Below are 25316 nucleotides of genomic sequence, written 5' to 3'. Positions count from 1 at the left end.
TTTCACTATCGACTGGAAGGCTTGCGCCCTCCGTGGCGACCCCTGTAACTATACATACCGTCTCCGACTAGACAAAATCGCCAGGGCATCCCGTATAAAAGGGAACCCTGGCGATGGTTTCACGCGGGGTAGCGCTTACTTGTTGAGGTACTGGTACTCCTTGACCGCCTTGTCGAGTTTGTCGAGGGCCTTGCCGTACTCCTCGTGGGAGCCGTCGCGGGCGTCCTCGATGCCCTTGAGCGCGTCGTTGATGGCGTTGATGGCCTCACCCTCGTTGGAGCTCGCCGGCGCGGACGCCGGAGCCGAGGGGGTGGTTGCCTTGTCGGCATCGCCGGAGGTGGGGGCATCGGAAGGCTGAGCGTCGGTGGAACCGGTGTCGCCGTCGATCTCCTCGATGTCCTGAGCAGCCTTCGGGTCGATGCCCACCTGGCTGAGCGCCTCAGAGATGGTGGGCGCGTAACCAATGGAGCCCTTGTAGGACACGAGCACGCGCAGGAGCTTGGGGAACGCGGATTCCTGGTTCTTACGCTTGGAGTAGATGGGCTCGAGATAGAGCAGCTCGCCGTCGCCGACGGGGAGGGCAAGCAGGTTGCCGTTCTGCAGCTGGTTCGTGGACTCCCATAGCGAGCGGTCGCGGGCGACCTGGTCCGAGGACATCATGGCGTCCTGGGCCTGCTTGGGGCCAAGCGTCTGCGTGTCCGTGGGCAGGACGCGGACGGTGATCTTGCCGTAATTGTCCGGGTCCGAGGACGCGGACATGTGGGCGGAGAGGAACTCACGCTTCAAGCCACGGAAGGTGGTGATGAGCTGGAAGCTCGGCTTCTTCGTCTCCGGATCAGCGGCCATGACGTAGTACGGCGGCTGAGACAGCGCGTTGGTGCCCTCGGCGGCATTGGGATCCTGCGGGACGGACCAGAACGCGTCGTTGTTGAAGAAGACGCCCGGATCGGAGACGTGGTAGCGGGCCAGCAGGTTGCGCTGGACCTTGAACATGTCCTCCGGGTAGCGCAGGTGGTCGCGCAGCTCCTCAGAGATCTCAGAGTTCGGCTTCACAACGCCCGGGAAGACGCCCTCCCAAGCCTTGAGGACGGGGTCTTCGGTATCGAACTCGTAGAGGGAGACCGAGCCGTCATACGCGTCGACGGTGGCCTTCACGGAGTTGCGAATGTAGCCCACCTGGTCGTTGATGAGGCGCTGCGTCGTGCCGTCGGGGCTGAGCGCGTCCTGCGTCTCATCCGCGAGCGAGGTGCGCTGGGAGTACGGCAGGTTGGACAGCGTGGTGTAGCCGTCAACGATCCACTTGATGCGGCCGTCGATGACGGCCGGGTAGGTCTTCGAGTCGGTGGTGAGCCACGGGGCGACTTCCTCGACGCGCTGACGCGGGTCGCGCTCGTAGAGAATCTTGGACTCCGCACCGACGCGATCAGAGAGCAGGAAGTTCATCTCGCCGTACTTGAGGGCGTACGCCGTGCGGTCGACGATATTGCCGATGCCGACGCCGCCGGAGCCCTCATAGGTGTAGGTGGACTGGTCCGTATCGTATTCGACGGACTCGTTACCTGTCTTGCCCACGATGGCGTAGTCACGGCCGTCGCGCGCCGAGGCGATGACGGGGCCGAAGTAGATGCGCGGCTCCTCGACGTTGATGCCCAAGGAGGACTCGGCGTCCTTGGTCTCACCCTCACCCTCGGCCTCCTTGCCGGCCTTGGTCTGGAGGTCAGAGACGGTAAAGACCGGGTAGCCACCACGGGTGGAGCCGGCGTCACGGGCGACCTCGTCGACCTTGTTGGCCTCGGCCGCAATGAAGCCGTTGCCGTGGGTGTAGACGGTGTGGCGGTTAATCCAGTTGAGCTGGTTTTCACTCAGCGCGTTGGGGTCAAGCTCGCGGGCGGCGACCACGAAGTCGCGCATCTCGCCGTCGATCTCGTAGCGGTCCATCTCGAGCGTGTCCGGGAAGCCGTAGAAGTTGCGCAGCTGCTGCATCTGGGTAAAGGTCTCGCCCAGGATGTCCGGGTCGAGCAGACGCAGGTTATTGATCGTCGCCTCGTCCGAAGCCACGGCCTCGTCCGACGCGCCTTTCGCGCCCCAGTTGTTCTCGTAGGTCACGTTGTCATCGCCAATGCCGTAGGCATACTTCGTGGACTCGATATTGCGCGTAATCGATTCCGCTTCCTTCGCCTGACGGTTCGGGTCGACGGAGAAGCGCTGCATGAGCACCGGCCACACGTTGCCGATGACGACGGATGAGACGAGCATAAGCACGACGGCTAGGCCCGGAATGCGCAGGTCCTTGATCACGATGGCCATGAAGAACGCGATGGCCACGAAGACGCCGATGACCATGAGGATGATCTTCGCCGGCAGGTACGCATTGATATCGGTGTAGGAGGCACCAGTGAAGATGGAGTTGTCCCTGTACAGCAGCTCGTAGCGCTCAAACCAGTAGCCAGCGACCTCGAGGAGCATCCAGATGCCGCCGGTAATCGCCAGCTGCTTGCGCGCCGCCGGTGAGACGGAGCCGCGCACGCCCGCCGGGCGGGAGCCAATGCGGATGCCGCCCAGCACGTAGTGGCCCACGAGCGCGATGAGGAACGCGAGCATGGTGAGCAGCGAGAGCGTGGAGATCACAAACTGGTAGACCGGCAGCTGGAAGGCGTAGAAGCCCAGATCCATGTGGAACTGCGGATCGTCCACACCGAAGGACTGTCGGTTGATAAACAGCATGACCGCACGCCAGTTGGACTGGGCCAGGAAACCGGCGACGATGCCGACGAGGAGAGGCAGCACGCGCAGGAACGCGCCCATGGACTTCTCAATGGACTGGCGGTAGGCGTAGACCGGCGAGTTGAGATCACCCAGGTCGAGGTCGTCCGGACGTCCGCGCCACACGAACCACGCCGCGGCCCACGTGATGAGTCCCGCGATGATCGCGGTGACGAAGAAGATCGCGAGGCGTGCGAGCACCGTCGTGGTGAAGACGCCGCGATAATCAATCGCACCGAACCACTTCCAGTCCGTGTAGAAGCCCACGAGCAGCGGGCCTACAAAGAAGAGGAGACCAAGAATGGTGACGGTCCAGGCCAACAGCCGGGATGGCCGTCGCATGGGGGCATTGGGTCGTGTGAGTCCGGTGGACAACGCCAACTCCAATCAGTTATCGAAGAGATGAGCAAACGGTATAGTCTTCCAGCTTAAGGAAGTAACACAGCATTAACGAATGAGGTCATCAATGAGTTCCCTCTCCCCCAATCAGCAGGCGCTCAATAAGGCCATGCGCGAGGCCGTCGAATTCGTCCACGCGGAGGGCTGGGACGCCGCCCCTACCCTCTTCGCCCTCGTGCCCTCCGAGCTGCTCGTCGACGCGCTCGACTCCCTCGATGACTCGCCGCTGACCCTCGTCGTGCAAAACGATCTGCCGGACAATATCGAGGCCGGCTCGGAGCAGCTCGCGGATTATGTCTCGCGCCTGGCCTGGCCAGCCGAGGTCGCCGGCGTCATCCTCGCCCAGGAGATCCTCTTCCGCGACACCGCGTCTCACGACGCGTCGGCTAGTGTCGCGTCGGCGCCAACCGACGCCCCACGCCCGGCGCGCCTCTACTCCGGCGTCCTGCGTGAGGAAGGAATTGAACAGACCTTGCTGCAGCTGCGCCCCACCGAGGAAGAGCTCGAGGCCGCAGGCCCCTTCGCCCAGGACGAGATCCAGCTGCGCGGCGGTCCTCAGGTCGCCCCCGGCGTCATCGCGGCGCTGCGCTACGGATTGGAGCAGGATCCCGAGGAGCTTTACTAGCCGCGTCCTCTAGACTGATAGAAGACTTCACTCACAGGACAACTCGTCTCAGGAGGCTCTCGTGCGCCACGTTTCCGCCGCCCACTCGCTCGCCCGTCTCGCCACGGTCGCGCTCATCCCTGCCCTCCTCGTTGGTTGCGGCTCCGATGACACCGCCGACACCCCGCCGGAGACCCCCGCCCCCGCCGCTCCTGCGTCCCCCACTGTGACCTCCACGTCGGCGTCGAGCACCTCGTCGCCCGCGGCGACGACCTCCGCGTCGACTTCCGCGACGTCTTCGGCATCTGAGTCCTTAGAGCCGTCTTCTTCCAGCGCCACCACGACGTCCTCGGCGTCGCGCTCCTCGCGCGCGGACTCCGTGGAAGATGTCGCGGACATCTTTGGCACGCTAGCGCCCCGCTCGTTCTTCAACGAGCTAGAGGAATGCGACAGCGCGGGACTCAAGGATTCCTACAACTGCTCAGGCCCCGAGGTCGGCCAGTTCCAGTTCTCTAAGTCCGAGACTAAGGCCGCGCAGACGACGCAGCTGCTCGAGGAGCTCAAGTCCTCGCGCCTGCTCTACAACGATGACGTGCGCCTCGTGGGTTGGACGATGTTCGGCTCCACCGCCATCATCACGGTCGTCGACAATGACGAGGGCCTCGTCATGCAGCAGATGACGAGCACCGACGAGCAGGATCCCAAGGACAAGATCCGCGAGCTCGGCCTCCTCGACGGCGGCGACGCCGCGGAAGAATAACCGACCGCGCCATGAAAGTCGACAGGTTAAGGCTGACAGGTCTTTACCTCGCCGCCGTGGGCGAAGGCGTCCATAGCTGCGACGGAATCCGCGATGGTGTCCACTGACGCAATGACCATGTCGCCGGTATCGCGGCTCATGGCTTCCGCGCAATTGCTGCTGGGGGCAAGGAAGAGTTCCGCGCCCGCGTCGCGCGCCGCGCGCACCTTGTGCACGATGCCGCCGATGGGGCCCACCGTGCCGTCTTCGGCGATGGTGCCGGTGCCTGCCACGAAGTGACCGCCGGTGAGGTCGCCGGGCGAAAGCTTGTCGATGACGGCGAGCGAGAACATCATGCCGGCCGAAGGACCGCCAATGTCTTGCAGGTTGTAGGTGACCTCGACGTCGGTGACCGGCTGGGAGGACATGAGGATGCCAAGCAGGGCCTTCTTCTTGTCATTCGGGTTCTCGCCGAGCGTCACGGTCGCAGTCTGCTCCTTGGCGTCCTTGGCAGCGTCGGCCTTGTCATCCGGCTGCGCGGACTCATCCGCCGCGCGCTTGAAGCCGAGTTTTACCTCGTCGCCCGGCGCCTTGGCCTGGATGAGCTTCTGCGCTTCCTCCGGCTTGGAGACGGCCTGCCCGTCGACGGAGGTGAGGATATCGCCGGCTTCGAGGGCTCCTGCGGCCGCGGCGTCATCCATAACCTTGGCAACGACAATTTCCACGGGTTTGCCCAGGTAGTCCATCGCGGCGACGGTCGCGGCAGACTCGGACTGGGTGAACTGGGCCTCGTTGGCCTCAGTGACTTCTTCCTGCGTCATATCCTGCGGGATGATCTGCTCGACGGGGACGATGGTGTCATCCGTCGAGGCCCAGCGCGCGATGACCTGCGCGAGCGACATGTTGGTGCGCACCGAGACCGTCGTCATATTGAGCTGGCCCTTGGGCTGCTCGACCTCAGTCTTGCCTTCCGTCGACTCGACGTCGACGACCTGGACGCCCTCAACCTCGCCGAGCGTATCCACGGTGGGACCGGGGCCCTCGGCAGCATAAGGCACGGTGAGCGAGATATCCGTGCCGGGAACGTGGTCGAGGCTCACGGCCGCAGCGAGCACGAGAACAGGGATGGCTCCCCAGGTCACAGTCCGCAGGCGGCGCTTCGATGCTGAATTCACGAATGAACAGCCTACCCGTGATCGCTCAAAGCGTTGTATTTCGAGACTGCATGCGACCCATCTGCCGCGCCTGGGCCGGTACATTGGGAAGGCATGAGCAATGGATTCGGTTTTTCCTTCCCCAACAACAATGGCGACGACGACGATGACAACAACCGCCGCGGCGACAACCCGTTTGGTGCGTTTGGATTCGGCGGCCCTGGCGCCGGTGGCTTGGGCGACATGCTCAACCAGTTCGGCCAGATGCTCTCCGGCATGGGCTCGTCCATGAATAACCCGGAGAATTCCGGCCCCGTGAACTTCGAGATGGCGCAGCGCATCGCGCGCCAGCAGCTCGGCACCACGGCCAAGCCCTCGGACGCGGATGTCCGCGCCGTCGAGGAGGCCGTGCGCTTGGCGGAGCTCTGGCTTGACGATGCCACCGCGCTGCCCACCGCAGGAGGGCGCGTCGCCGCATGGAGCTCGGAGGACTGGCTCGAGAACACCATGCCCATCTGGCAGCGTCTCGTGACGCCGGTTGCGGAGCATATGAATGAGGCACAGCTCGAATCCATGCCGGAGGAAGCCCGCGAGATGATGGGCCCGATGGCGAATATGATGCGCCAGATGTCCGGCATGAACACCGGCATGCAGCTGGGTGGCTCGCTGGCCGAGCTCGCCAAGTCCGCCATCACGGGCGCAGACTTCGGCCTGCCGGTCTCCCCGGCTGGTGTGACGGCGCTACTGCCGAAGAATATCGAGGCCATCTCGCGCGATCTCACGGTCCCGGCGCAGGAAATCCTCGTCTACATCGCGGCCCGCGAGGCCGCCCGCCAGCGCTTGTTCACCCACGTGCCGTGGCTTGTCGAGCGTGTCGTCTCCGCCGTGGAGGAATACGCCGTGGGCCTGGTCATCGACACCTCGCACATCGAGGAAGCCACGCGTGAGCTCAACCTCGAGTCCGGCGACCCGCAGGCCATCCAGGACGCGATGGCCAAGCTGCAGGGAATGGACCTCACGCCACGCATCACCTCGCGCAACGCGTCCGCCACCACGCGCCTGGAAACCCTCCTCGCGCTCGTCGAGGGCTGGGTCGACGTCGTCGTCACCGAGGCGCTCACGGAGCGCATTCCGTCCGTGGCGACCATGAATTCCGCGTGGGCGCGCCGCATCGCCTCCGGCGGCTCGGCCGAGCACGCGCTGAGCAAGGTCGTGGGCATCGAGATCGGTGCCCCGCAGATTGCCAAGGCCGCCGAGCTGTGGCGCCGCTCCACCATCGCGGTGGGCTCCACCAAGCGCGATACGGCCTGGGACCACCCGGACTTCCTGCCGACTGCAGAAAACATCGAGAACCCGGCCGAGTTCATCGATACGCTGCTCGATGACGCCCCGGCAGATGACTTCGAGGCCGAGTTCGCGAAGCTCGAGGAGATGCTCCGCGGTGAGGGTGGCGCCGAAGAGAAGGACAAGGACCCCGAGGACGACGAGTAGTCGTACCTCTCCCCTGCCCCGGGCCGGATGGCTGAGCTAGCGCTCGCCGCCCGGCCCGAAGCGTTGGTAGGCCTCGAGAAAGCCTTTCGCACGCTCGGCACGCGGCGCGCGGTCCGCCCACTCCCAGAACTCGCGGCTGTGGTTGGGCACAAAGGTATGCGTGAGTTCGTGGACGAGCACCGCATCCAGCACATAATCGGGCACGTGCTGAAGCCGATCGCTCACACGAATCGCGCCCGTGGACGTTGTGCAGCTCGCCCAGCGCGTGGTCATATTCCCCACCCATCGGATAGACGTCCACTGCGCGTGGCCCTCGAGGATTTCGGCGTTGAGACGTGCGGCGCGGTCACTCAGGGCGGCATCGGAAAGAGGGGCGGCCTTGCGCTTCTTCATGGCGCGCGCCAGCATGTCCTCCACGGCGCGCTCCTCCTCGGCCTTGGACAGGCGCGCGGGGATGCGGACCTCCAGCACGCTGCCTTTAAACCGCGCCTCGATGGTGCGGCGGCGCCGGGCGGAGCGAATGACTTTGACCGGCGGACGTGCGCTTTCTTCCATAGCGGGCAGTCTACCGCTGGCTCAGCTAGACTCGCAGTCGCACTGTTTAAACGCTAGGGGGAAGTGTCATGGGGGTTCTGTATCGCCGCACGCCCGGGGTCCGCATTATTGTGCGCGATCCCGGCGCCATCCAGTTCGGTTTCGACGCGACGCGCGCGGGGCTTATCGAAGTCGCCGATGCCGCCGCCGTGGCCCGTGCGCTGCGCCAGCTCGATGGTTCGGTCTCGCGCGAGCGCTTCGTTTATCAGCTGCGCGCGGCAGGCGTGGGCGACGGCGCTCCAAGCCTCGTGGACGAGCTCGTGTCCTTTGGTCTGTGGCAGCCGCTACGTCCGCCGGACGCCATCTACGTGCTGGGTATGTCTCCGCTTGCTCTACAGGTCTGCGATGCGCTGCGCGCGGATGGCTTCCGCGTGCGTCGGCCACGATTAGGCGAGCTCACCGCACACTACGTGCAGCGCATCGACCCGGACGTGCCCGTCCTGTGCATCGACGAGGACCGCCACATGGCCATGCTCGCGCGGATTATCCGCTCGATGCCCAGCACGTGGCTGCCGGTCACGACCTTCGATACCCGCGTGTTGCTGGGTCCCTTCCACACGCACGGCAAGGGGCCTTGCCCGCTGTGCTTTAGCCTGCACCGCACGGACGCGGACCCGCACTGGGTCACGGTGACGGACCAGCGGCATCCCACGGACTCGCTTGACTCCCTCGTGGCGCTGGCCGGTGTCGCGCACATCGTGGCCGCCGCGCGCCACCTCGTGGGAAGGCCAGGCCTGCCCGGCGCGACACCGGTGCGCTGGATGCCCGGCGAGGTACGCGAGATTGACGTCTTTGGCCGCACGCACCAGCAGTTCCTTGAGCCGCATGCGCGCTGCCCGGCGTGCTTCCAGGCGGAAGCCTAAAACGCACAAAACCCCGGCCTTGTGCGGCCGGGGCGGTGCGCGATGTATTAGGAACGGACGAGAGCCGCGTCCTCTGCATCCTCTGCGGACTCCGGGTCGAGGATGCCCGCAATGCCATCTTCGGCAGCGTCCCAGGTGTCCTTGTCCCAGATGCCGGCACGCTTGGCCACGATGGTGGCGGCGAGCGACTGGCCGGTGACGTTGACCGCGGTGCGGCCCATGTCGATGATGGGCTCGATGGCGAGCAGCAGGCCGACGCCGGCGAGCGGCAGGCCCAAGGTGGACAGCGTCAGGGTGAGCATGACGGTCGCGCCCGTCGTGCCAGCCGTAGCAGCCGAGCCAATGACGGAGACGAAGATGATGAGCAGGTACTGCGTGAGCGTCAGGTCAATGCCGTAGAACTGTGCCACGAAGATGGAGGCGATGGCCGGATAGACGGAGGCGCAGCCGTCCATCTTGGTCGTCGCACCCAGCGGGATGGCGAAGGAAGCGTACTCGCTGGGCACACCCATGGCGCGCTCGGTGACGCGCTCCGTCACGGGCATGACCCCCATGGAGGAACGGGTCACGAAGCCCAGCGAGAAGACCGGCCACACGCGCTTGTAGAAACCAAAACGGACAGGCCGTTGAGCTTGAGCACCGCCGGGTAGACGACGCCGAGGACGAGTGCCAGGCCGATGTACATAGCGAGCACGAACTTGCCCAGGGAGCCAAGGGCGTCCCAGCCGTAGGTTGCGACGGCCTTGCCGATAAGAGCCGCGGTGCCAATCGGCGCCAGGCGGATGATCCACCACAGGATGACCTGGATGACCTTGAGGAAGGACTCGGTAAAGCGCAAGAACGGGTCCGCGGCCTTGCCAGCCTTCACAGCAGCGATGCCGATGGCCAGGGAGATAACGAGCAGCTGCAGCGCGCCAAAGCTCAGGGAGACCTCGCCATCGCTAAAGGATGCACCCAAGCCGATGAAGTTGCTGGGCAGCATGGACTGCAGGAATGCGGTCCACGAGCCGACGTGCGACGGGTCGGCGGCGGTAGCTGCATCGACGGAGGTGCCCACACCTGGTTTGAGAACGACGGCGACCAGGATGCCGACGAGTACGGAGAAGAACGCCGTGATGGCGAACCACACGAGCGTGGAAATGGCGAGCGAGGCCGCGTTGGTGACCTTGCGCAGGTTCGCCACGGAGGTAACGACCGCGGCAAAGATGAGCGGCGGGACCATGACCTTGAGCAGCTGGACGTACGCCGAGCCGATGCCTGTGAGCGTCGTCGTCAGCCAGCTGGCGTCGTCCTCGGCGCGGCCGGCGTCCATGCCGGACGCGATGAAGCCCACAATCAGGCCGATGATAAGGCCCGCGATGACCTGCGCGCCGAAGCCGGTGGCCCAGCCCGGCAGTCCGCGCTTGGTCTCCTGCGGCTGCGCGTTCGCAGTGGTGGTGTTACTCATGAGGAGTTCCTTTAAACAGCTTTGTACATTATTGAACCGTCTCGGCTATAAATTTTAGACCGATCGGTTTATTTACTTTCGGTACAACAGCCTAACCCCTCGTGCGCATTCCACCAATGCGGAGCGGTGTTCGTCACAGTCGCTCGCACGGCAGCTTCCCCCAAAAATCCCTCCAGCACATATAAGCCCCTCGCCACACCGGCGAAAGCGCCTCTATATGTGCTGGACGTAGATCTCATACTCCGCTAGCCGGTCGGACCGATGCGAGCGCCCCAAGGGTCGTCGTACTGACGGGTGAAATAGTGGTGCCATCGCGTCACCATGCGGTGAAGCCGGCCGGCTAGATTGGGAGACTTCGCCGTGGCGATTTGTTCCACGACATCGCCAAGATGGTGCGCGACGCACGTGCCTGTGTAGCGCAACGTGGTCCAACCGCGAAGGACAGCATCATTGTTCTTCCAATGGTCGCGCACGACGGCGTCGGGCTTGGAGTGAAACTCGAAACCGTTAATTTCGACCGCTACCTGCATGTCGGGGAGAACGATATCCCATAGATAATCACCGATAAAGAAATTGGTGTCCACTCGCATTCCCCGAGCCTTCAGTGCACGCGCGACCTTAGCTTCAGCCCCAGAGTCCGTGAACAAGGCAGCCTGCGTGAGCAACCCGTGGGTATGACGCGGAAGTCGCTCGAAGCCACTGCGGTGGCGTTCGAGCAGGCGCCGGCCGCGCGCGTGGGCATAGTGGTGCTCCAGCGCTGCGAGTGCGAGGTCTCGAGGAGTATCAGTGTCAAAAGCCAGCAGCGGATGATGCACGCGTAAGTCACCCGCGACCACATGGGTGCGCTGTGAGCGTCGTTTGACTGTGTAGAAAGCTGACGGCCCCAATTTCTGCCCGTATGCAACGCTCAAAGGGAATTCGAGCTCCTGTCCGAGATAGAGATGCGCCGCGCTCGTCCCAGTCGCGACAAGGCCCGGATGGCGGCGCTGCAACTCGTGCAAGAGTTCTACAGGCGTCGGCGTACCCCACACGTGAAAACCACGCGTGATGGCGGTGATTGTGCCTGCAGCAAGGTGTGTGCGCAGCTGATGGCACGTGAGACCAGAAACGATCTTCATATCTCCCCCGAGTTGTGCATTGAGCGTTGTGCCGTTCATCCTAACCCGGGAAGCGCGCCAACGCGCGCTAGCGGAAGTTCGACAGGATCTGCAGCACCTCGGCGCCGTAGTTATCCAGCTTCGTCGCGCCCACACCGGACACGCTGAGCAGCCCCGGGAAATCAGAGGGCATGGCTTCGGCGATATTCATAAGCGTCGCGTCGCTGAAGATGATGTACGGCGGCACCTTGTCCTGGCGGGCTCGGTCTGAGCGCCAGGCGCGCAACGAAGAGAAGACGTCCTCACTCATTCCACCGTCGCAGTGCTCGTGGCGGCCCAAGGCCTTCTCGTGCGGGGTGTCCAAGGCAAGGCGGCATACGCGGCAGCGCTTGGCGCGGGAAGTCCGACGGTTGCCGCGGGACTCTTCCAGCTCCGGCACGATGCCGTCGAGGAAGCGCGTGCGATTGCGCGTGGGCGCGGAATCCGGGTTCTTCGCCAGGGACCAGGAACACTGCAAGTGAATGCGGGCACGGGTCACGCCAACGTAGAAGAGGCGGCGCTCTTCTTCTACTTGCTCGTCGCCCGCGCGGATGGCGTGGCGAATGGGCATGGAGCCTTCCTGCAGACCGACGAGGAACACGGCGTCCCACTCCAAGCCCTTGGCGGCGTGGATGGAGGACAGCGTGACACCCTCGACGGTGGGCGGCTGCTTATTGGCCTGGCGCTGCTGAAGCTCCACGCATACGCCTGGCAAGTCGATGCCCGGGGCGTCGTGGACGATCTGCTCCACAAGTCCCACGAGCGCGCGCAAGGACTGCCAGCGCTCGCGTGCCTGAGCGCCGTCCGGTTCCGCAGCGGATAGGCCCAGCGGAGCAAAGGCCGCGCGCGCGATTGCCACGGGGTCATTGGGCAGGTCCGTGCGGCGGGTAGCGCGGATGAGCTCGCCCACGGCCTCGCGGACCTCGGAGCGCTCGAAGAAGCCCTCGCCACCGCGAACCTGGTAGACCACGCCTGCATCCGCAAGCGCTTCTTCAAAGGCGACGGACTGTGCATTGGTGCGGTAGAGAATCGCGATTTCCGAGGCCTTCACCCCCTCGTTGAGCAGGGTAAGAATCTGGCCGGTGACCTCACGGGCCTCGGCCGGCTCGGACTCGTAGGCGTGGTACTGCGGCTCCGGACCCGCCGGACGCATACCGGTGAGTTGGAGACGCGTGCCCGCAATGCGGCCATGTGCCTTAGCGATGACCTCATTCGCGAGATCCGTGATCTGCGGCGTCGAGCGGTAGTCGCGCTGGAGCTTGACCACCGTGGCGTTTTCATATGTGCGCGAGAAGTCGAGCAGGAAGCCCGGAGTTGCGCCGGTGAACGAGTAAATCGTCTGGTTGGCGTCACCGACCACGGTGAGGTCGTCGCGCTCCCCCAGCCAAGCATTCAACACGCGCTGTTGGAGCGGCGTGACGTCCTGATACTCGTCCACGACGAAGGTGCGGTACTGCTCGCGGAACTGCTCGGCAACACCTTGCGAGTTCTCAATCGCGCCCGCGGTATGGATGAGCACGTCCGAGAAATCCAAGAGCATGCCTTCCGGCTGCGTCTTCATCTCCTCGTAGCGGCGATAGGCCTGCGCGACCTTCGCCGGGTCCGAGGGAGTCTTGCGCTGGTACTTCGCGGCGGCAGCCGGGTACGCGTCGGCCGAGACGAGGAAGGACTTCGCCCAGTCAATCTCGCCGATGATGTCGCGGATCATTTCCGTGGACGGCTCCAGCCCCGCCGAGCGCACGGCACGCGCGACCATCGGGAACTTGTTACTCAACAGCTTCCACGGCAGGTCGCCCACAATCTGCGGCCAGAAGTACTTGAGCTGGCGCATGGCCGCCGCGTGGAAGGTACGCGCCTGCACGCCGCCCACCCCCAGCTGGCGCAGACGGTCGCGCATCTCGCCCGCCGCGCGATTGGTAAAGGTCACGGCGAGCACGCGCTGGGGGCTCACCATACCTTCGTCGCAGAGGTGCGCGATGCGATAGGTAATCGTGCGGGTCTTACCAGTGCCCGCACCAGCTAGGATGCACACCGGGCCACGCGGCGCGAGGGCCGCTTTTAGCTGGTCCTCGTCGAGGACAGACAAATCAAGCGCCACTGTTGTACCACTCCATGATCATTCTGTGTGCGATCGAACCGGGCGCCGCAAGCGGGACGCGCGGCAGCTCTGCGCGGGTCACCCAGCGGATCTCCGTAAGCTCCCCGTCGGTCTCAGCGACGGGCTCAAGGTCATTCGTCTGGCCCCAGAAGCCGAGCATGATGCTTCCCGATGCCGCCCACGGCTGCGAGCCCCAATACCGGACGTCGTGCACGCGCCGCCCCGTTTCTTCGAGCACCTCGCGTATAAAGGCTTCCTCGAGGGTTTCCCCCACATCGACGTAGCCGGCAGGCAGAGAGAAGAAGCCGCTGCGTTGCGCGTTGCGACCGAGAAGCAGATACTCGCGGTGGGTAACGACGCCGATGACGGCGGGATCGAGACGCGGGAAGACCTCAAGGCCCGCGGGCGTGCGGCCCACGATATTGCCGGAGGTATAGGTGAGCTCCTCGCCCGTGGACGGGTGGAAGTTATTGAGCTTGCGGTTGCGCCACAGCGCTACGCCGCGAGTGACGACGCGGTCGTGGGCGAAGTCCACCGGACGCAGCGTTTCGTAACCGGGGTGGGCCTCGAGGAATTCCCCGGTGACCTCGACGACGTGGTAGCCAGGCACAATCTTCACGGCCGGGCCGACGGTGGCTGCGCCACCACCAGGCAGGGCCGGCAGCTCGGGTAGCCAGACGGCTTCACCGTCCGGTTGGGCGACCACGAGGCCGCGCGCGGTGACGAGCAGAAACATGCCTTCCCCCTGGCTAGTCATGGGTTTTAATCATCATCCTCGTCGTCTTCGTCATCGTCCGTGAGCGGATCGTTGACGCTCGGCAGGTCATGCTTGATGTAGAGCAAGCGGTCGCCGGGCTTGAGCGCGGCGGCATCGTTAGTGTCGACGCGGTGGACCTCGTTATTACGCAGGACGGCGAGCACGATATCGGCGAGGTGGCGCGGGTTGGAGCCCACCTCGAAGTCGCGGACGGGACGCTCGGCAACGGAGAAGCCCTCGTTCGGGGAGAGCAGGTCCTCCATCATCTCCACCACGTTTGGCGTGACGGTGGCCAGGCCAAGGAGGCGGCCGGCGGTCTCCGCAGAGGTCACCACGTTGTTCGCGCCCGACTGCAGCAGCAGGTGGCGGTTCTCCGACTCACGGACAGACGCCACGACATTGGCCCGCGGCGCAAGCTCGCGCACGGAGAGCGTGCACAGCACCGCGGTATCGTCCGTGGACGGTGTCACGACGATGGAGCCCGCGTGCTCGACGCCGGCGATCTTCAGCACATCTTGCTTGGTACCCGAGCCGTAGATGGTGACCAGGCCGTGGTGCTCCGCGTTGGCGAGTGCCGCACGGTTATTGTCGATGACCACGATCTGGTTGGATGGCACGCCGTCCGCCAGCAGTGCGGCGACCGCGCCGGCGCCCTTGGTGCCATAGCCGATGACGACGGTGTGGTTCTTCAAGTTTTTCCTCCAGCGCTGGATTTCAACGGTCTTGCGGGTCTTTTCCGTCAGTACCGACAACGCGGTACCGACCAATAAAACAAGGAAGATAAGGCGGGCAGGGGTGATGATGATGAGGTTAACCAGGCGCGCTCCGGCCGAGACCGGGACGATATCGCCGTAACCCACTGTGGTGAGCGAAACGGACGAGTAATACGCCGCGTCGAGCATGGACAGGTTTTCAGAGTAGCCGTCGCGGTCGAAGTAGACCACGAGCGTGACAAAGATGAGCAGTAATAACGCCCACCACAAACGTCGCGCCAGCAACTTCCACGGGCTGTCAGTATGCGCGTGCGGAACGGTGATGACGTCAAGCAGGCCGTGATCCGGAAGGTGGTTGAGCTCAACCTGCGCCTTGATGCGTCGCGAGAGACGCCGGCCCATGCGCCGGGTTCTTCCGTTAGCCACGCCGAGACACCTTCCTTGCACGAAGACAGAAAACCTATAAGAGACAGTAAACCAGCTACCCTACCCTAGTCGCGCCGCAACGATTCACCAACCTTCTCACTCCTTATTCAACACGGCTCATTACGCGCGACGGCCACGCTGCGGACGCCGAACCTCAAGCAGCGCGGCGAGCTCCGCCCCTTGCGGCAGGTCCTCCGGCTGGAACGTGTCGTTGTCCGCGACGTAGTGGAACGCCGCCGCGACGGGCTTGCCATCGCGAGCGAGGCGACGCCACGCCTCGGCGTAGACCGCAAGCTGGATCTCCGCGTCGTGCAGGTCCCGGCCGGTGGGACGCCGGCCGGTCTTCCAGTCCACGATGAGCCAGCTGCCGTCCGGCTGCGCAAAGACGGCGTCCATGCGCCCGCGCACCACGGCGTGGCCCACGGTGATTTCAAAGGCCTGCTCCACGTAGTTCGGCGTCCGGTCCGCCCACGCAGACTCGAGGAACGCGTCCTTGAGCTCCTCCAGTGTTTCTTCCGGCACCGGCTCGCCGATGCCCGGCAGCTCCTCTTCACCGATGAGCTCACCGCCGCCAAAGCGGTCCTCGAGCCACGCGTGGAACGCCGTGCCGCGCTTGGCATACGCATTCGGCTTAAACGGCACGGGGCGACGCTGGCGGCGCGCAAACATGAGCTGGTCCTTCGAAATCGCCACGAGGTCCGAGGCTGTTAGCTCCGTGGGGACCTCGACCTCCACGACGGGCTCCTGCAGCGCGGCGTATTCCTCGATGAGCGCAGAAGCCTCGGACTCCCATTGCTCATAGAGCTCACCGGCACGCGCTGGCGGAAGCTCCCCGTCCGCAGCGGCGTCCATGGCTGCGGCAACGCGCTCGGCGCCAGCGAGAACCTCCGCCCGCGGGGCGAGCGCGGGGAAACGTCCTTCAGCCACGCTGTCGTCGACGGCAGGCTCAACCGGATCCACCGGCACCTCCCAGTGCACGACGAGATCCGGGTGCGCCGCGTGGAGTCTCTCAAGGTACTCGTACGGGCCCTTCTTCGCCTTGCCCCTCGCGCGGTTGGTACCGGAACCGGTGATGGTGAGCGTCTCCTCCGTGCGCGTCATCGCGACGTAGAACAAACGCGCGGCCTCCTCGGCCTGGCCCTGACGGTCGGCCTCGATGAAGGCCTTGCATGCCTTTTCGAATTCGCCGCGGTGCGTCGCGTCCCCGGCGTCGATGACATCATCGTCGCCCGGGACCTTCTCCATGACGGTAAGGAACGTCGAGGCCTGCGCTTTATACGTCGTCGAATCCGCATGCAGGACGCACACGTGCTGGAACTCGAGGCCCTTGGCCTTGTGCGCGGTCATGATCTGCACACGGTCGTGGCGCACGGGGACCTCGCCAGGCTTCAAGCCCTTTTCGTGCTCGCGCGCAAGCGCCAGGTAGTCGAGCAGGCCGGTAAGGCTCGCGCCCGTGTAACCAGCGACGACGTCTGCAAAGCTGTCCAGGTGCGTCGTGCCGCCCGCCTTGCCGCGCGCAAGGACCTCAGTACGGATATTGAAAAGCGCCTCGATGTCGGCGAAGATATCGCCCAAGGTCTTGCCCAGCGAGTACGTGCGCAGGTGACGCAGCTTCGCGGCGAGCTCCTCAATGCGAGCCAGGCCCGCCGGGGTGTAGCGCTCGCGCTCGGCGAGGTCGGCCACCGCGTCGCCCAGGCCCGGCACCTGGTCGGGGCCCTCCTCGATGAGTTCAGCGAGCTCCGCGCGCAGGTGCTCCACGGGGTCCGAATCCGCGGACCAGCGCACGCGCTCGGACTGCAGGTCAGCGAGATTGCGCGCACGGCCTTCGAGCGCCAATAGATCCTCCAGCCCCAGCCCCACGAGAGGGCCGGCGAGGATGCGCAGCGCCGCCGCCGTATCCTGCGGTCGCACAAGCATGGTTGCCAGCGCCACGAGGTCCTGGATCTCCGGCTCCCAGAGAAGTCCGCCCAAGCCCACAATCTCGTTGGGCACGCCGCGCGCATCGAGCGCCTGCGCGATGGCGGCCGAATGCGCGTTGGCACGCACAAGCACGGCTGCGCGGAACTCGCCGCCGTCAGCTTCCTTGTACTTTGTGCGCAGGTGGTCCGCGACGAATGCGATCTCTTCTTCCTCCGTCGCGAAGTAGCCCAGCTGAATCTCGCCGGGCTCGGCGCCCGGGCGCGCGGAAAGCGGATCCACCGGGCGTGGGCCGGAGCCGAAGACGCCGGTCGCCACGTCATTGGCCAGATCAAGCACCCGCGAGGGGTTGCGCCACGACGTGGTGAGCTGGTCCTTGGGCGCGGGCGAGCCATCCGCCTGCGGGAAGTCCTCCACGAAGGCGGCGAGGTTCTCGCTCGTGGCACCACGCCAGCCGTAGATGGCCTGCATGGGGTCGCCCACGGCAGTCACCGACAGGCCCTCGTGATAGCCGCCGCCGTAGAGGCCGCGCAGGAGCACGCGCTGGGCATGCGAGGTGTCCTGGTACTCGTCGAGGAGGACCACGCGGTAGCGGGCACGCTGCTGCGCGCCCACCGCGGGGTGCTCCGTGGCGAGCTTGGCCGCGGCAGCCATCTGCTCGCTAAAGGTGGTCACGCGCAGCTCGGCCTGACGCTCCTTGAGCTGGCGCAGCAGCGGCAGGTATTGCACGCGCAGGCGCTGCTTGTGAAGATACTTCTCCAGGTTCTGGCTGTACTCATTCTTCGAGCGCGGGGACTTGTCCAGGCTCGCGAGCTCCAGACGGAAGGCGCGCTCGTGTTCCTCGATGTCCGCAGGGTTTGACAGCGCCGAGTCCATGGAGTTGGACAGCGCGAGCAGCGTCGCGACCACCGTGGAGACCGTCTCATGAGCGATGAGCTCCCCATCCCAGTTGGTGACCACTTCGTGGGCAATCGCGTAATGCTCCGCGTCCGTGATGATCCGCGCGGTGGGCTCGACCGGCACGAGCAGGCCGTACTCGCACACAAGGTCGCCCGCGTACGAGTCGTACGTGGAGACATTCACGGCCACATTCTCCACGGCCTCATAAGCCGGGCTGCCCGGCACGAGGAGCCCTGAGCCACGCAGCGTGAGCAGCTGGCGGCGGATGCGCTGCTCGAGCTGCTGCGCCGCCTTGCGCGTAAACGTGAGGCCCAGAACCTGTTCGGGGCGCACCAGGCCGTTGGCCACGAGGTAGATAACGCGCGAGGCCATCGTTTCCGTCTTGCCCGCACCCGCGCCGGCGACGACGAGCTTGGGGCCGAGCGGCCCCTCGATAACCTTGGCCTGCTCCGCGGTGGGCGGGAACTTCTTGCCCAGGCCGCGCGCGAGTTCGATGGGATCAAACTGGATCTCGGAGTTAGTCGACATCGGTGACCATCCTTCCTTCCGGGCGCACCGGGCATAAGGTGCGCACCTGGCAGCTATCGCACGTGGGGTTAATCCGCGCGGTAACCTGTGGCCCGCGCATTTCCTGGACGAGGCCCGGCAAGTAATCCGCGAAGGCCTGCAGCTCCTCCGGCGCCCATGCGGCTTGCTCCCGCACGGTGACGTCCTTGGCCTCGCTCGCCGGGTAGAAGAGCACGCCGCCGCCACGCTCGAGTCCCTTGCCGTCAGCCACGCGGACCTCGCCGTTGCGTTCCGTGAGCGTGCCGTGGGCCAGGGCCAGCTGATACGTCGCCAGCTGCGCGTGGTCCTGGGCTTCGGGGCCCGTCACGGCGTGCTTGCCGGTCTTGAGATCCGCCACGTAATACGCCGGGTTGTCCGCGTGATCGCGTTCCAACCGGTCGATATAGCCGTGAATGGTCACGCCTTCGGCGACGGTGACGTGGACGGGCACCTCAACGCCCACGAGTTCGAAGGCGCCACGCGTCTGCGCCACCCAGGCGCGGGTGCGTTCGAGAAGCCGGTCGAACTGGGCGAGCTCAAAGTCGCGCTTCCACGCGGGTACATCGAGGATTTCCGCGAACGCACCGCGCGTAAGCTCAGCGGCCTCCGCTGCGTTAACGCCGCGGCCGAGGGCCTCGAGGAAGGCGTGCGCCATGGAACCACGCAGCAGCGCCATGGGCGTGCCTTCCTCCTCGCCGACGTTGCCCAGCACCGCGTTGAGCGGACACGCCAGCAGAGATTCCACGCGCGAGGGCGAGACGGTGGGCGGAATGCGCAGCTCGCCTTCCGATGCCACCGCACGGGCGCCCCACCACTGCGCCGGGTCAGCACCTGGCACGCCAGCGTGGGCCAAGCGCGCGAGCTGGCGGGTGGCCTGCTCGCGCTGGGTCTCTTCGGCCTCGGGGTCACAGACGATCCGGCGCAGGTGCGAAACAAAGGACGGCACGGACAGCACAGAGGTGACGAGCGGATTGAGCTCGCCCGGTTCCTCGCCCGCGCCACCTTTGAGGACGAGGCGCGGCAGATCCACGCCGACCGCCATTCCAGCGCCCGGCGCGTCTGGCACGTTGAGCCCCAGCTCGCGCGCCANCTCATTCGCGCCACGGAAGGCAAAGACCGCCTGGTCCGGGTCGCCGCCCACGACGGCGAGCTCGGCCGAGCGCGCGAGCTCCGTGACCATGGCGCCGGAGAGGGGATCGAGCAGCTGCGCGTCGTCAACGATGACGGTGTGCCAGCGGTGCTCCGCCGTGAGTTGCGGCTGCTCCGCGACGATCGCGACAAGCTCCGCGGCGGAAAGCGACTTGCGGCCCGAGAGCGCCATGACCTCTTCATATTCGCGCATGAACCGGCCAGCGGCCGCCCACATGGGGCGCCGCCACTGCGTGCCCAGTTCTTCCAGGCGCGCCGGCGAGAGCCCACGCTCGTGCGCGCGGAGCATGAAGTCACGCAGCTGACGGGCAAACCCCACCATGCCGAGCGCCGGGCGCACGCTCTCCGGCCAGTCCACGCCCCCCGCGTCGACGTGGCCAGCGAGCAGCTCGCGGATGACGGCGTCCTGCTCCGCACCGGTGATAAGCCGCAGCTCATCGTCCATGCCGCCGCGCAGCAGTGCGAAGGCGAGCGAGTGGACGGAGCGGACCATGGTCGACGCCGCCGCATAATCCTCGAGCCGGCGCGCGATCTCGCGGCGCAGCAGCGCGCCCGATTCCTTGGAGGGTGCGACGACGAGGATGCCCGACGGATCTGCACCGGCCTCGATGCGCGCGATGACGGTATCGATGAGCAGGCTCGACACCCCCGTGCCCGCGGCTCCCGTCACACGCCACGCGCCGCGCTCCGGCAGGTCAAAGCCCCATTCGCGGTCCGCCGTGGATCCCACGGCAGCGGGGATGAGCCGCACCTCCGGCGAGGGCGGCAGCAGCACGCCAGTGCGCACCGCGCCGGTTGGGTCATACGCGTTCATACGGGTCCCACCTTTCCCGCCCTGCGGACGCTCCGCGTGGCGGCTGACAATCTGAACTTAAGCCAGTGTGCCACTCACCCGCGACACGAGGAGATCCTCCACCTCCGAGATCTTCGCACGCGTGTTCGCGCTCGCGGCGGGGTGCAGGTTATTCACGTGCCGACGGTAGGCCGCCGCACGCAGGAGGAGATGGTCGAAGCCCGCGATATACGCGAAGCGATCGCAAATGCCCGGATCCACCGCGTCGTTGATGAGCCCGTCCACGCACACGAGCGCCGTCGTATAGCCCCGCGGGCGCGGCGCCGCGGTGGGCACGATGTCGACGATGGTGGGCGGATTGGCGCCAGCGAAGATGGTCGTGGCGAGCAGGTCGGCGTGGCCGACGCCGAGCACGGGGGCATCAGCAAGCTCGGCCTCGGTGGCGGAGTAGGCCTCACCAGTCTCCTCCCACGCGGCGAGCTCGGCGCGCGCGAAAACATCGTCGCGCTGGGCCGGCAGAATGAGCCCGCTGAACTGCACCATCGCCGTGGCGAGGGCCTCCTCGACGCGCAGTCCCAGCTGCGCGGTCTCGTCCACGCGGCGCGCGAGCTGGCCCTCGACGAATTTCGTGGCCTTCCAGCCACCCACCGTGTGGCGGCCATTCGTGGCGAGCACAGGCCGGGCCACGCGGGCGCCAGCCACGGCGAGACGCTCACGGACCTTCGCGGACCAGCTAGCATAGGGCCCGGCCTGTGAGTAGACAACATCGCCGTAGCGCCAGCCGTTATCCCAGGCATAGCCCATGTGCTCTGGGCGCGCGGCGTCCTTCACAGGCGCGCGGAAAGCATAGAGAACGAGGTCATCGGGCTGAGCCATGCGGGAATCCTTAGAAGTTGAGACTGAAGTTTTACGCGGGGGCGTGGACGTCGAGGTTGGACGGATTGGGGTACGGCCACGGGTTGGGATGGCAGGTATCCGGGTTGTCCGGGTAGACCTCACCCGGTTCCTTAGCGAAGAGATCCGAGTTCTTCAGGCTGATGGTCTGCTGCATCATGATCGGCGCGAGTGCCCCATCCGCACCGCAGGGCTGGTGGGCGGCGTATCCGATGGCGTGGCCGAACTCATGGTTGATGAGGTACTGGCGGTAATTGCCCAGGTCACCCTCGTAAGGCAGGGCACCGCGGACCCAGCGAGCCTCGTTGATAATGACGGTCGACGGCCCCGTGATCGTCGTGTGGCACGAGGTCTCGGTCTCCAGCTGCGCGCCGCACAGCTCCGCGGTCGTGGTGAGCGAGGTGAGACGGATGATCGTGTCCGGATTATCATCCGCGGCGACGTGGATGAACTTGAACGCCTTGTCATTCGACCACGAGCGCGGGTCAGACAAGGTGGCGTCGACCATCGCAGCAAACGCGTCATCCCCGCCGTAAGGCGCAGAGTCGATACCGTCTTCGACCTCGATGGCGTAGCGCACCGTGCGCTCCGTGCCCTCGCCGAATTCCAGACCCGGCGTTCCTACCTCGTGGTAGGTCTTCTTCCCTGTTTCCGTAAACGCGCCGCCGGCAGGCAGCTCGTCCTTGGCCTGCTGGACCGCCGCGGAGTGCGCGGGGTCTGGGCCCTCGGCTGGGCTTTCCGATGCCCCCTCAGTCGCCGGCGCGTAGGTCCCCTCGGCGATGGACGCCGTGGGCTCCGCGTCGGGACGGAACACGTCCACGAGGACCCAGACAGTAATAATGGCCATCACAGGGATGGCCACTACGCGCCACCAGCCGTAGTCCTGGGCGAAGCGCACGATGGGATGGGTACCGCGCGCCTCACGTGCCTGCGGCCGGTGTGTGTTCGTCATGAACACATACTTTAGACGGGCTTATGCGCCCGCAAAACCGACGGTGGTCGGCTTCGTCACGCCGATCTCCGCGTAGACGACGCGATCGGTGCGGATGATGTACTTGCGGCCCTTGTCGTCCGCGAGCTCCAGCACGGAGTTATCCGCGAGCGCACCGTTAATCTGCTGGCTCAGCTCTTCCTGCGTACCCTCGGAGCGAATCACGAGCTCGCGTGCGGTGTCAGCGAATCCAATGCGGATATCCATACCAATTCTCCTTATATGTTCATCATGAGGTTTGATGGCCCCACTATAGCCCCACCCGCTACTATCGAGGTGTGTCTGAAAAGCAGCCTCAAGCCTCCACCACGCCCACGTTCGCGGAGCTCGGTGTCGCCGCAGAGATCGTCGATGCCCTGGCCAGCCGCGGAATCACGCACACGTTTGCCATCCAGGAGCTCACGTTGCCGATCGCGCTCAGCGGACACGATCTCATCGGTCAAGCCCGCACCGGCATGGGCAAGACGTTGGGTTTCGGCGTCCCACTCCTCGACCGCGTCTTCGACGACGCGGACATCGAGGAGCTTGACGGCACTCCGCGGGCGCTCGTCGTCGTGCCCACGCGCGAGCTCGCCGTCCAAGTGGGCGAGGACCTCACACAGGCCGCTGAGGACCTGCCTATCACCGTCGCCACCATCTACGGCGGCCGCCCGTACGAGGCTCAGAAGGAACTGCTCAAATCCGGAGTCGACGTCGTCGTGGGCACCCCGGGCCGCCTGCTCGACCTGCACTCTCAGAAGGCGCTACACCTCGACCACGTGGCCATCTTGGTGCTCGACGAGGCAGATGAGATGCTCGATCTCGGCTTCCTGCCGGATATCGAAAAGCTGCTCGAGGCGCTCCACGGCAATCCGCACCAGACCATGCTCTTCTCCGCGACCATGCCCGGGCCCATTGTGACGCTTGCGCGCACGTTCCTCACCAAGCCGGTGCACATCCGCGCCGAGGGTGCCGAGGAATCCTTCACGCACGAGCAGATTAAGAAGGTCACCTTCCAGGCCCACAAGATGGACAAAGGTGCCGTCCTCGCCAAGGCCCTCCAGGCCGAGGGCCGCGGCAAGACCATCATCTTCACCCGCACCAAGCGCACCGCCGCGGAGGTCTCCCACGATCTCGCCCAGCGCGGCTTTACCGTCGGCGCCGTCCACGGCGACCTCGACCAGAAGGCCCGCGAGCGCTCCCTCCAGGCCTTCCGCGACGGCGAGGTCGACATCCTCGTCGCCACGGACGTCGCCGCCCGCGGCATCGACATCGACGACGTCACACACGTCTTCAACTACCAGGTCCCGGATGACCCGATGACCTTTATCCACCGCATCGGCCGCACCGGCCGCGCGGGTCACTCCGGCACGGCCGTGACCCTCGTGGGCTACGACGAGCTACCCAAGTGGCAGATCATCAACGACGAATTCGATCTGGGTCTGCCTACCCCGCCGCAGTGGTTTAGCACCTCCCCCGAGCTCGCCGAGGCCCTCGCTATCCCCGAGGACGTTTCTGAGCCCGTCGGCCCTGCCACTAAGGTTATCGGGGCACCGCGTAGCCGCTCTCAGCGTGACGGCGGCCGCGGTTCCGCCCGCGACTGCGCTCGCCGCTCCGGCTCACGCACGCGCACCCGCACTACCCGTTCTCGAAGCTCGAGGAGCCGCCGCCGATGAGCCGCACCCCCATCCTGTCCGCCAGCCGCAAGGACTGGATCGCCACCGGCGTCATCACGGCCGTGTGCGCTCTCGCGGTGGGCGGCGCGTATTTCACGTCTGATATCCGCAGCGCCGCGCTCACCACGGAAAACACCCCTGGCGACGTGGAGGTCCAGGTCCTCGCCGAGGCCCCCAATAAGCTCGCGGAAGCCTACACGCTCGATAACGCCGGTGTCCCCGGCGAGCACAAGCCGCTCGTCACCGCCGGGCTCGTCATCACCAACGACGCGCGCACGGTCCATGCCACCAATCAGGATGGCTCTGAGGCGTGGTCCTACTCGCGCAAGAACGACGACATCTGCTCGCTCGGCACCGCCTGGAACAAGGTCGTCGTCACCTACCGCACCGGTGTGGGCTGCGGCGACGTTGTCTCCATCGATGCCGCTACCGGTCAGTACGCCAACACGCGCAGCGCCATCAACTCCGAAGACGTCGTCTCCGTGACGTCCAATGACCGCATCGGCACCGTGTCCACCGATCGCATTGACCTCTGGCGCTCGGATCTTGTGCGCACCGTCGAATACGGCGACGTGGAGGCACCCCAAGAGCCCGACATGCAGCCCAACGCGGACTGCACGATCAGCTCCGCGCTCACGCGCACCGAAAACGTGGCACTCACCGAGTCCTGCCCCAACGAGTCTGGCACCTGGATGCGCCTGATGAAGGGCACCCCGGAAGACTCCCGCAAGCCGGAGGTCACCACCAACGTGCAGCTACCCGAGGACGGCGCGCGTCTCGTCGCCATCGGCCAGGAAGCCGCCACCGCCTACGTGCCTGGCCCCACGCCCGCCCTGCGCTCCTTCGATAAAACCGGCACGGAAACCGCCACCCGCACCGTAGCCGAATCCCCCGCAGTGACTGAAGGCACCACGCCCTTCGCCCCGGCCACTGCGGATCTTCCGCACCACATGACCTGGTTCGACGGCACTCGCCTGTATCTGTTTACGCCAACGGAGCTCAAGGTCGACCGCGTCTTCGAGGACGCCATCGGCACGCCCGTCGCCGTGGGCGAGCGCATGCTCATGCCCACCGACAAGGGCATCGCCGTCGTCGATTGGGCCACCGGCGAGACCGAACGCACCATCCCCGTCGACCGCGGCGGCTACTCCGGCCCTGTCTACCTCGCCATGGCCGGCACCACCATCGTCGAGTCCCGCGGCGCACAGACCGTCGTCCTCGCCGCCTCTTAACTCTCCTACATACAGAAAACTCCCCACAATCTGGTTTCTGATTTCTCAGTCCGGA

At 65.6% G+C, this 25316-nt stretch carries 18 protein-coding genes and 2 pseudogenes; 6 read left to right on the top strand and 14 right to left on the bottom strand.

The features are described from left to right. Window positions 1-135: 135 nt before the first annotated feature. On the bottom strand, window positions 136-3105 hold the full coding sequence (locus BN9444_RS04615) for a UPF0182 family protein (RefSeq protein ID WP_068801504.1): 2970 nt from the start codon (window positions 3103-3105) through the stop codon (window positions 136-138). A gap of 124 nt (window positions 3106-3229) precedes the next feature. Here BN9444_RS04615 and BN9444_RS04610 point away from each other — a divergent pair, with 124 nt between their 5' ends. Together BN9444_RS04610 and BN9444_RS04605 are read left to right on the top strand one after the other, a co-directional pair. Then, window positions 3230-3787, top strand: a complete 558-nt coding sequence (locus BN9444_RS04610) for a PPA1309 family protein (RefSeq protein WP_066485535.1) — start codon at window positions 3230-3232, stop codon at window positions 3785-3787. Window positions 3788-3848: 61 nt separating this feature from the next. Then, complete coding sequence (locus BN9444_RS04605; protein ID WP_068801503.1) at window positions 3849-4526, top strand: hypothetical protein; 678 nt, start codon at window positions 3849-3851, stop codon at window positions 4524-4526. A 26-nt stretch (window positions 4527-4552) separates the two neighbouring features. Here the strand turns inward: BN9444_RS04605 and BN9444_RS04600 are convergent, their stop codons facing one another. Further along, complete coding sequence (locus BN9444_RS04600) at window positions 4553-5680, bottom strand: YlbL family protein (RefSeq protein ID WP_066485533.1); 1128 nt, start codon at window positions 5678-5680, stop codon at window positions 4553-4555. A gap of 93 nt (window positions 5681-5773) precedes the next feature. On the opposite strand from BN9444_RS04600, the gene BN9444_RS04595 reads away from it, so the two are divergent. Further along, window positions 5774-7150 carry a zinc-dependent metalloprotease gene (locus BN9444_RS04595; protein WP_066485531.1) on the top strand — a complete coding sequence of 459 codons (1377 nt, stop codon included), beginning with the start codon at window positions 5774-5776 and terminating at the stop codon, window positions 7148-7150. Window positions 7151-7186: 36 nt separating this feature from the next. Here the strand turns inward: BN9444_RS04595 and BN9444_RS04590 are convergent, their stop codons facing one another. Then, on the bottom strand, window positions 7187-7705 hold the full coding sequence (locus tag BN9444_RS04590) for a M48 metallopeptidase family protein (protein ID WP_066511705.1): 519 nt from the start codon (window positions 7703-7705) through the stop codon (window positions 7187-7189). Between the two features lie 68 nt (window positions 7706-7773). On the opposite strand from BN9444_RS04590, the gene BN9444_RS04585 reads away from it, so the two are divergent. Continuing rightward, window positions 7774-8607, top strand: a complete 834-nt coding sequence (locus BN9444_RS04585; protein ID WP_066485519.1) for a hypothetical protein — start codon at window positions 7774-7776, stop codon at window positions 8605-8607. 47 nt (window positions 8608-8654) lie between these two features. Here the strand turns inward: BN9444_RS04585 and BN9444_RS04580 are convergent. From BN9444_RS04580 to BN9444_RS04535, 11 genes and pseudogenes are all read right to left on the bottom strand, one after another. After that, window positions 8655-10054, bottom strand: a pseudogene (locus tag BN9444_RS04580) (dicarboxylate/amino acid:cation symporter). Window positions 10055-10299: 245 nt separating this feature from the next. Further along, window positions 10300-11172, bottom strand: a complete 873-nt coding sequence (locus BN9444_RS14100; protein WP_199872844.1) for an endonuclease domain-containing protein — start codon at window positions 11170-11172, stop codon at window positions 10300-10302. Between the two features lie 67 nt (window positions 11173-11239). Beyond that, complete coding sequence (locus tag BN9444_RS04570) at window positions 11240-13288, bottom strand: ATP-dependent DNA helicase UvrD2 (protein WP_066485503.1); 2049 nt, start codon at window positions 13286-13288, stop codon at window positions 11240-11242. Beyond that, window positions 13278-14045, bottom strand: a complete 768-nt coding sequence (locus BN9444_RS04565) for an NAD(+) diphosphatase (RefSeq protein ID WP_230384195.1) — start codon at window positions 14043-14045, stop codon at window positions 13278-13280. Before BN9444_RS04565 ends, BN9444_RS04570 begins: the two co-directional genes overlap by 11 nt. A gap of 5 nt (window positions 14046-14050) precedes the next feature. Then, entirely contained in the window at window positions 14051-15160 is a 1110-nt protein-coding gene (locus BN9444_RS04560) for a potassium channel family protein (RefSeq protein WP_066485499.1), read from the bottom strand. Between the two features lie 144 nt (window positions 15161-15304). Next, window positions 15305-18529: an ATP-dependent helicase gene (locus tag BN9444_RS04555; RefSeq protein ID WP_066511694.1), complete on the bottom strand. Its 3225-nt coding sequence runs from the start codon at window positions 18527-18529 to the stop codon at window positions 15305-15307. Next, entirely contained in the window at window positions 18519-19589 is a 1071-nt protein-coding gene (locus BN9444_RS15645) for a RecB family exonuclease (RefSeq protein ID WP_478219564.1), read from the bottom strand. The genes BN9444_RS04555 and BN9444_RS15645 overlap by 11 nt, the downstream gene beginning before the upstream one ends. A 51-nt stretch (window positions 19590-19640) precedes the next feature. Next, window positions 19641-20510, bottom strand: a pseudogene (locus BN9444_RS15640) (UvrD-helicase domain-containing protein); the annotation flags it as partial. A gap of 57 nt (window positions 20511-20567) precedes the next feature. Next, window positions 20568-21365, bottom strand: a complete 798-nt coding sequence (locus BN9444_RS04545; RefSeq protein WP_066511693.1) for a hypothetical protein — start codon at window positions 21363-21365, stop codon at window positions 20568-20570. Window positions 21366-21396: 31 nt separating this feature from the next. Then, window positions 21397-22335: a DUF3152 domain-containing protein gene (locus BN9444_RS04540; protein WP_066511692.1), complete on the bottom strand. Its 939-nt coding sequence runs from the start codon at window positions 22333-22335 to the stop codon at window positions 21397-21399. A 21-nt stretch (window positions 22336-22356) separates the two neighbouring features. Continuing rightward, a complete protein-coding gene (locus tag BN9444_RS04535; protein ID WP_066485487.1) occupies window positions 22357-22581 on the bottom strand; it encodes a DUF3107 domain-containing protein in 225 nt (74 codons plus the stop codon). A gap of 71 nt (window positions 22582-22652) precedes the next feature. On the opposite strand from BN9444_RS04535, the gene BN9444_RS04530 reads away from it, so the two are divergent. Both BN9444_RS04530 and BN9444_RS04525 read left to right on the top strand, forming a co-directional pair. Continuing rightward, a complete protein-coding gene (locus BN9444_RS04530) occupies window positions 22653-24029 on the top strand; it encodes a DEAD/DEAH box helicase (RefSeq protein WP_068801501.1) in 1377 nt (458 codons plus the stop codon). Next, entirely contained in the window at window positions 24026-25261 is a 1236-nt protein-coding gene (locus BN9444_RS04525) for an Rv3212 family protein (protein ID WP_068801500.1), read from the top strand. Before BN9444_RS04530 ends, BN9444_RS04525 begins: the two co-directional genes overlap by 4 nt. The last annotated feature ends 55 nt before the right edge of the window (window positions 25262-25316 follow it).

The sequence above is a fragment of the Corynebacterium phoceense genome (assembly GCF_900092335.1).
In the GTDB taxonomy this organism is placed as follows: domain Bacteria; phylum Actinomycetota; class Actinomycetes; order Mycobacteriales; family Mycobacteriaceae; genus Corynebacterium; species Corynebacterium phoceense.
Note: the sequence above shows the minus strand (reverse complement) of the source record. Positions and strands in the feature narration are given on the sequence as shown.

Bases quoted from the DNA above. Each gene is read 5' to 3' on its own strand.
- BN9444_RS04615 (WP_068801504.1), bottom strand. From the start codon at position 3,105: ATGCGACGGCCATCCCGGCTGTTGGCCTGGACCGTCACCATTCTTGGT.
- BN9444_RS04610 (WP_066485535.1), top strand. From the start codon at position 3,230: ATGAGTTCCCTCTCCCCCAATCAGCAGGCGCTCAATAAGGCCATGCGC.
- BN9444_RS04595 (WP_066485531.1), top strand. From the start codon at position 5,774: ATGAGCAATGGATTCGGTTTTTCCTTCCCCAACAACAATGGCGACGAC.
- BN9444_RS04590 (WP_066511705.1), bottom strand. From the start codon at position 7,705: ATGGAAGAAAGCGCACGTCCGCCGGTCAAAGTCATTCGCTCCGCCCGG.
- BN9444_RS04585 (WP_066485519.1), top strand. From the start codon at position 7,774: ATGGGGGTTCTGTATCGCCGCACGCCCGGGGTCCGCATTATTGTGCGC.
- BN9444_RS14100 (WP_199872844.1), bottom strand. From the start codon at position 11,172: ATGAAGATCGTTTCTGGTCTCACGTGCCATCAGCTGCGCACACACCTT.
- BN9444_RS04565 (WP_230384195.1), bottom strand. From the start codon at position 14,045: ATGACTAGCCAGGGGGAAGGCATGTTTCTGCTCGTCACCGCGCGCGGC.
- BN9444_RS04560 (WP_066485499.1), bottom strand. From the start codon at position 15,160: ATGGGCCGGCGTCTCTCGCGACGCATCAAGGCGCAGGTTGAGCTCAAC.
- BN9444_RS04555 (WP_066511694.1), bottom strand. From the start codon at position 18,529: ATGTCGACTAACTCCGAGATCCAGTTTGATCCCATCGAACTCGCGCGC.
- BN9444_RS15645 (WP_478219564.1), bottom strand. From the start codon at position 19,589: ATGGCGGTCGGCGTGGATCTGCCGCGCCTCGTCCTCAAAGGTGGCGCG.
- BN9444_RS04545 (WP_066511693.1), bottom strand. From the start codon at position 21,365: ATGGCTCAGCCCGATGACCTCGTTCTCTATGCTTTCCGCGCGCCTGTG.
- BN9444_RS04540 (WP_066511692.1), bottom strand. From the start codon at position 22,335: ATGACGAACACACACCGGCCGCAGGCACGTGAGGCGCGCGGTACCCAT.
- BN9444_RS04535 (WP_066485487.1), bottom strand. From the start codon at position 22,581: ATGGATATCCGCATTGGATTCGCTGACACCGCACGCGAGCTCGTGATT.
- BN9444_RS04525 (WP_068801500.1), top strand. From the start codon at position 24,026: ATGAGCCGCACCCCCATCCTGTCCGCCAGCCGCAAGGACTGGATCGCC.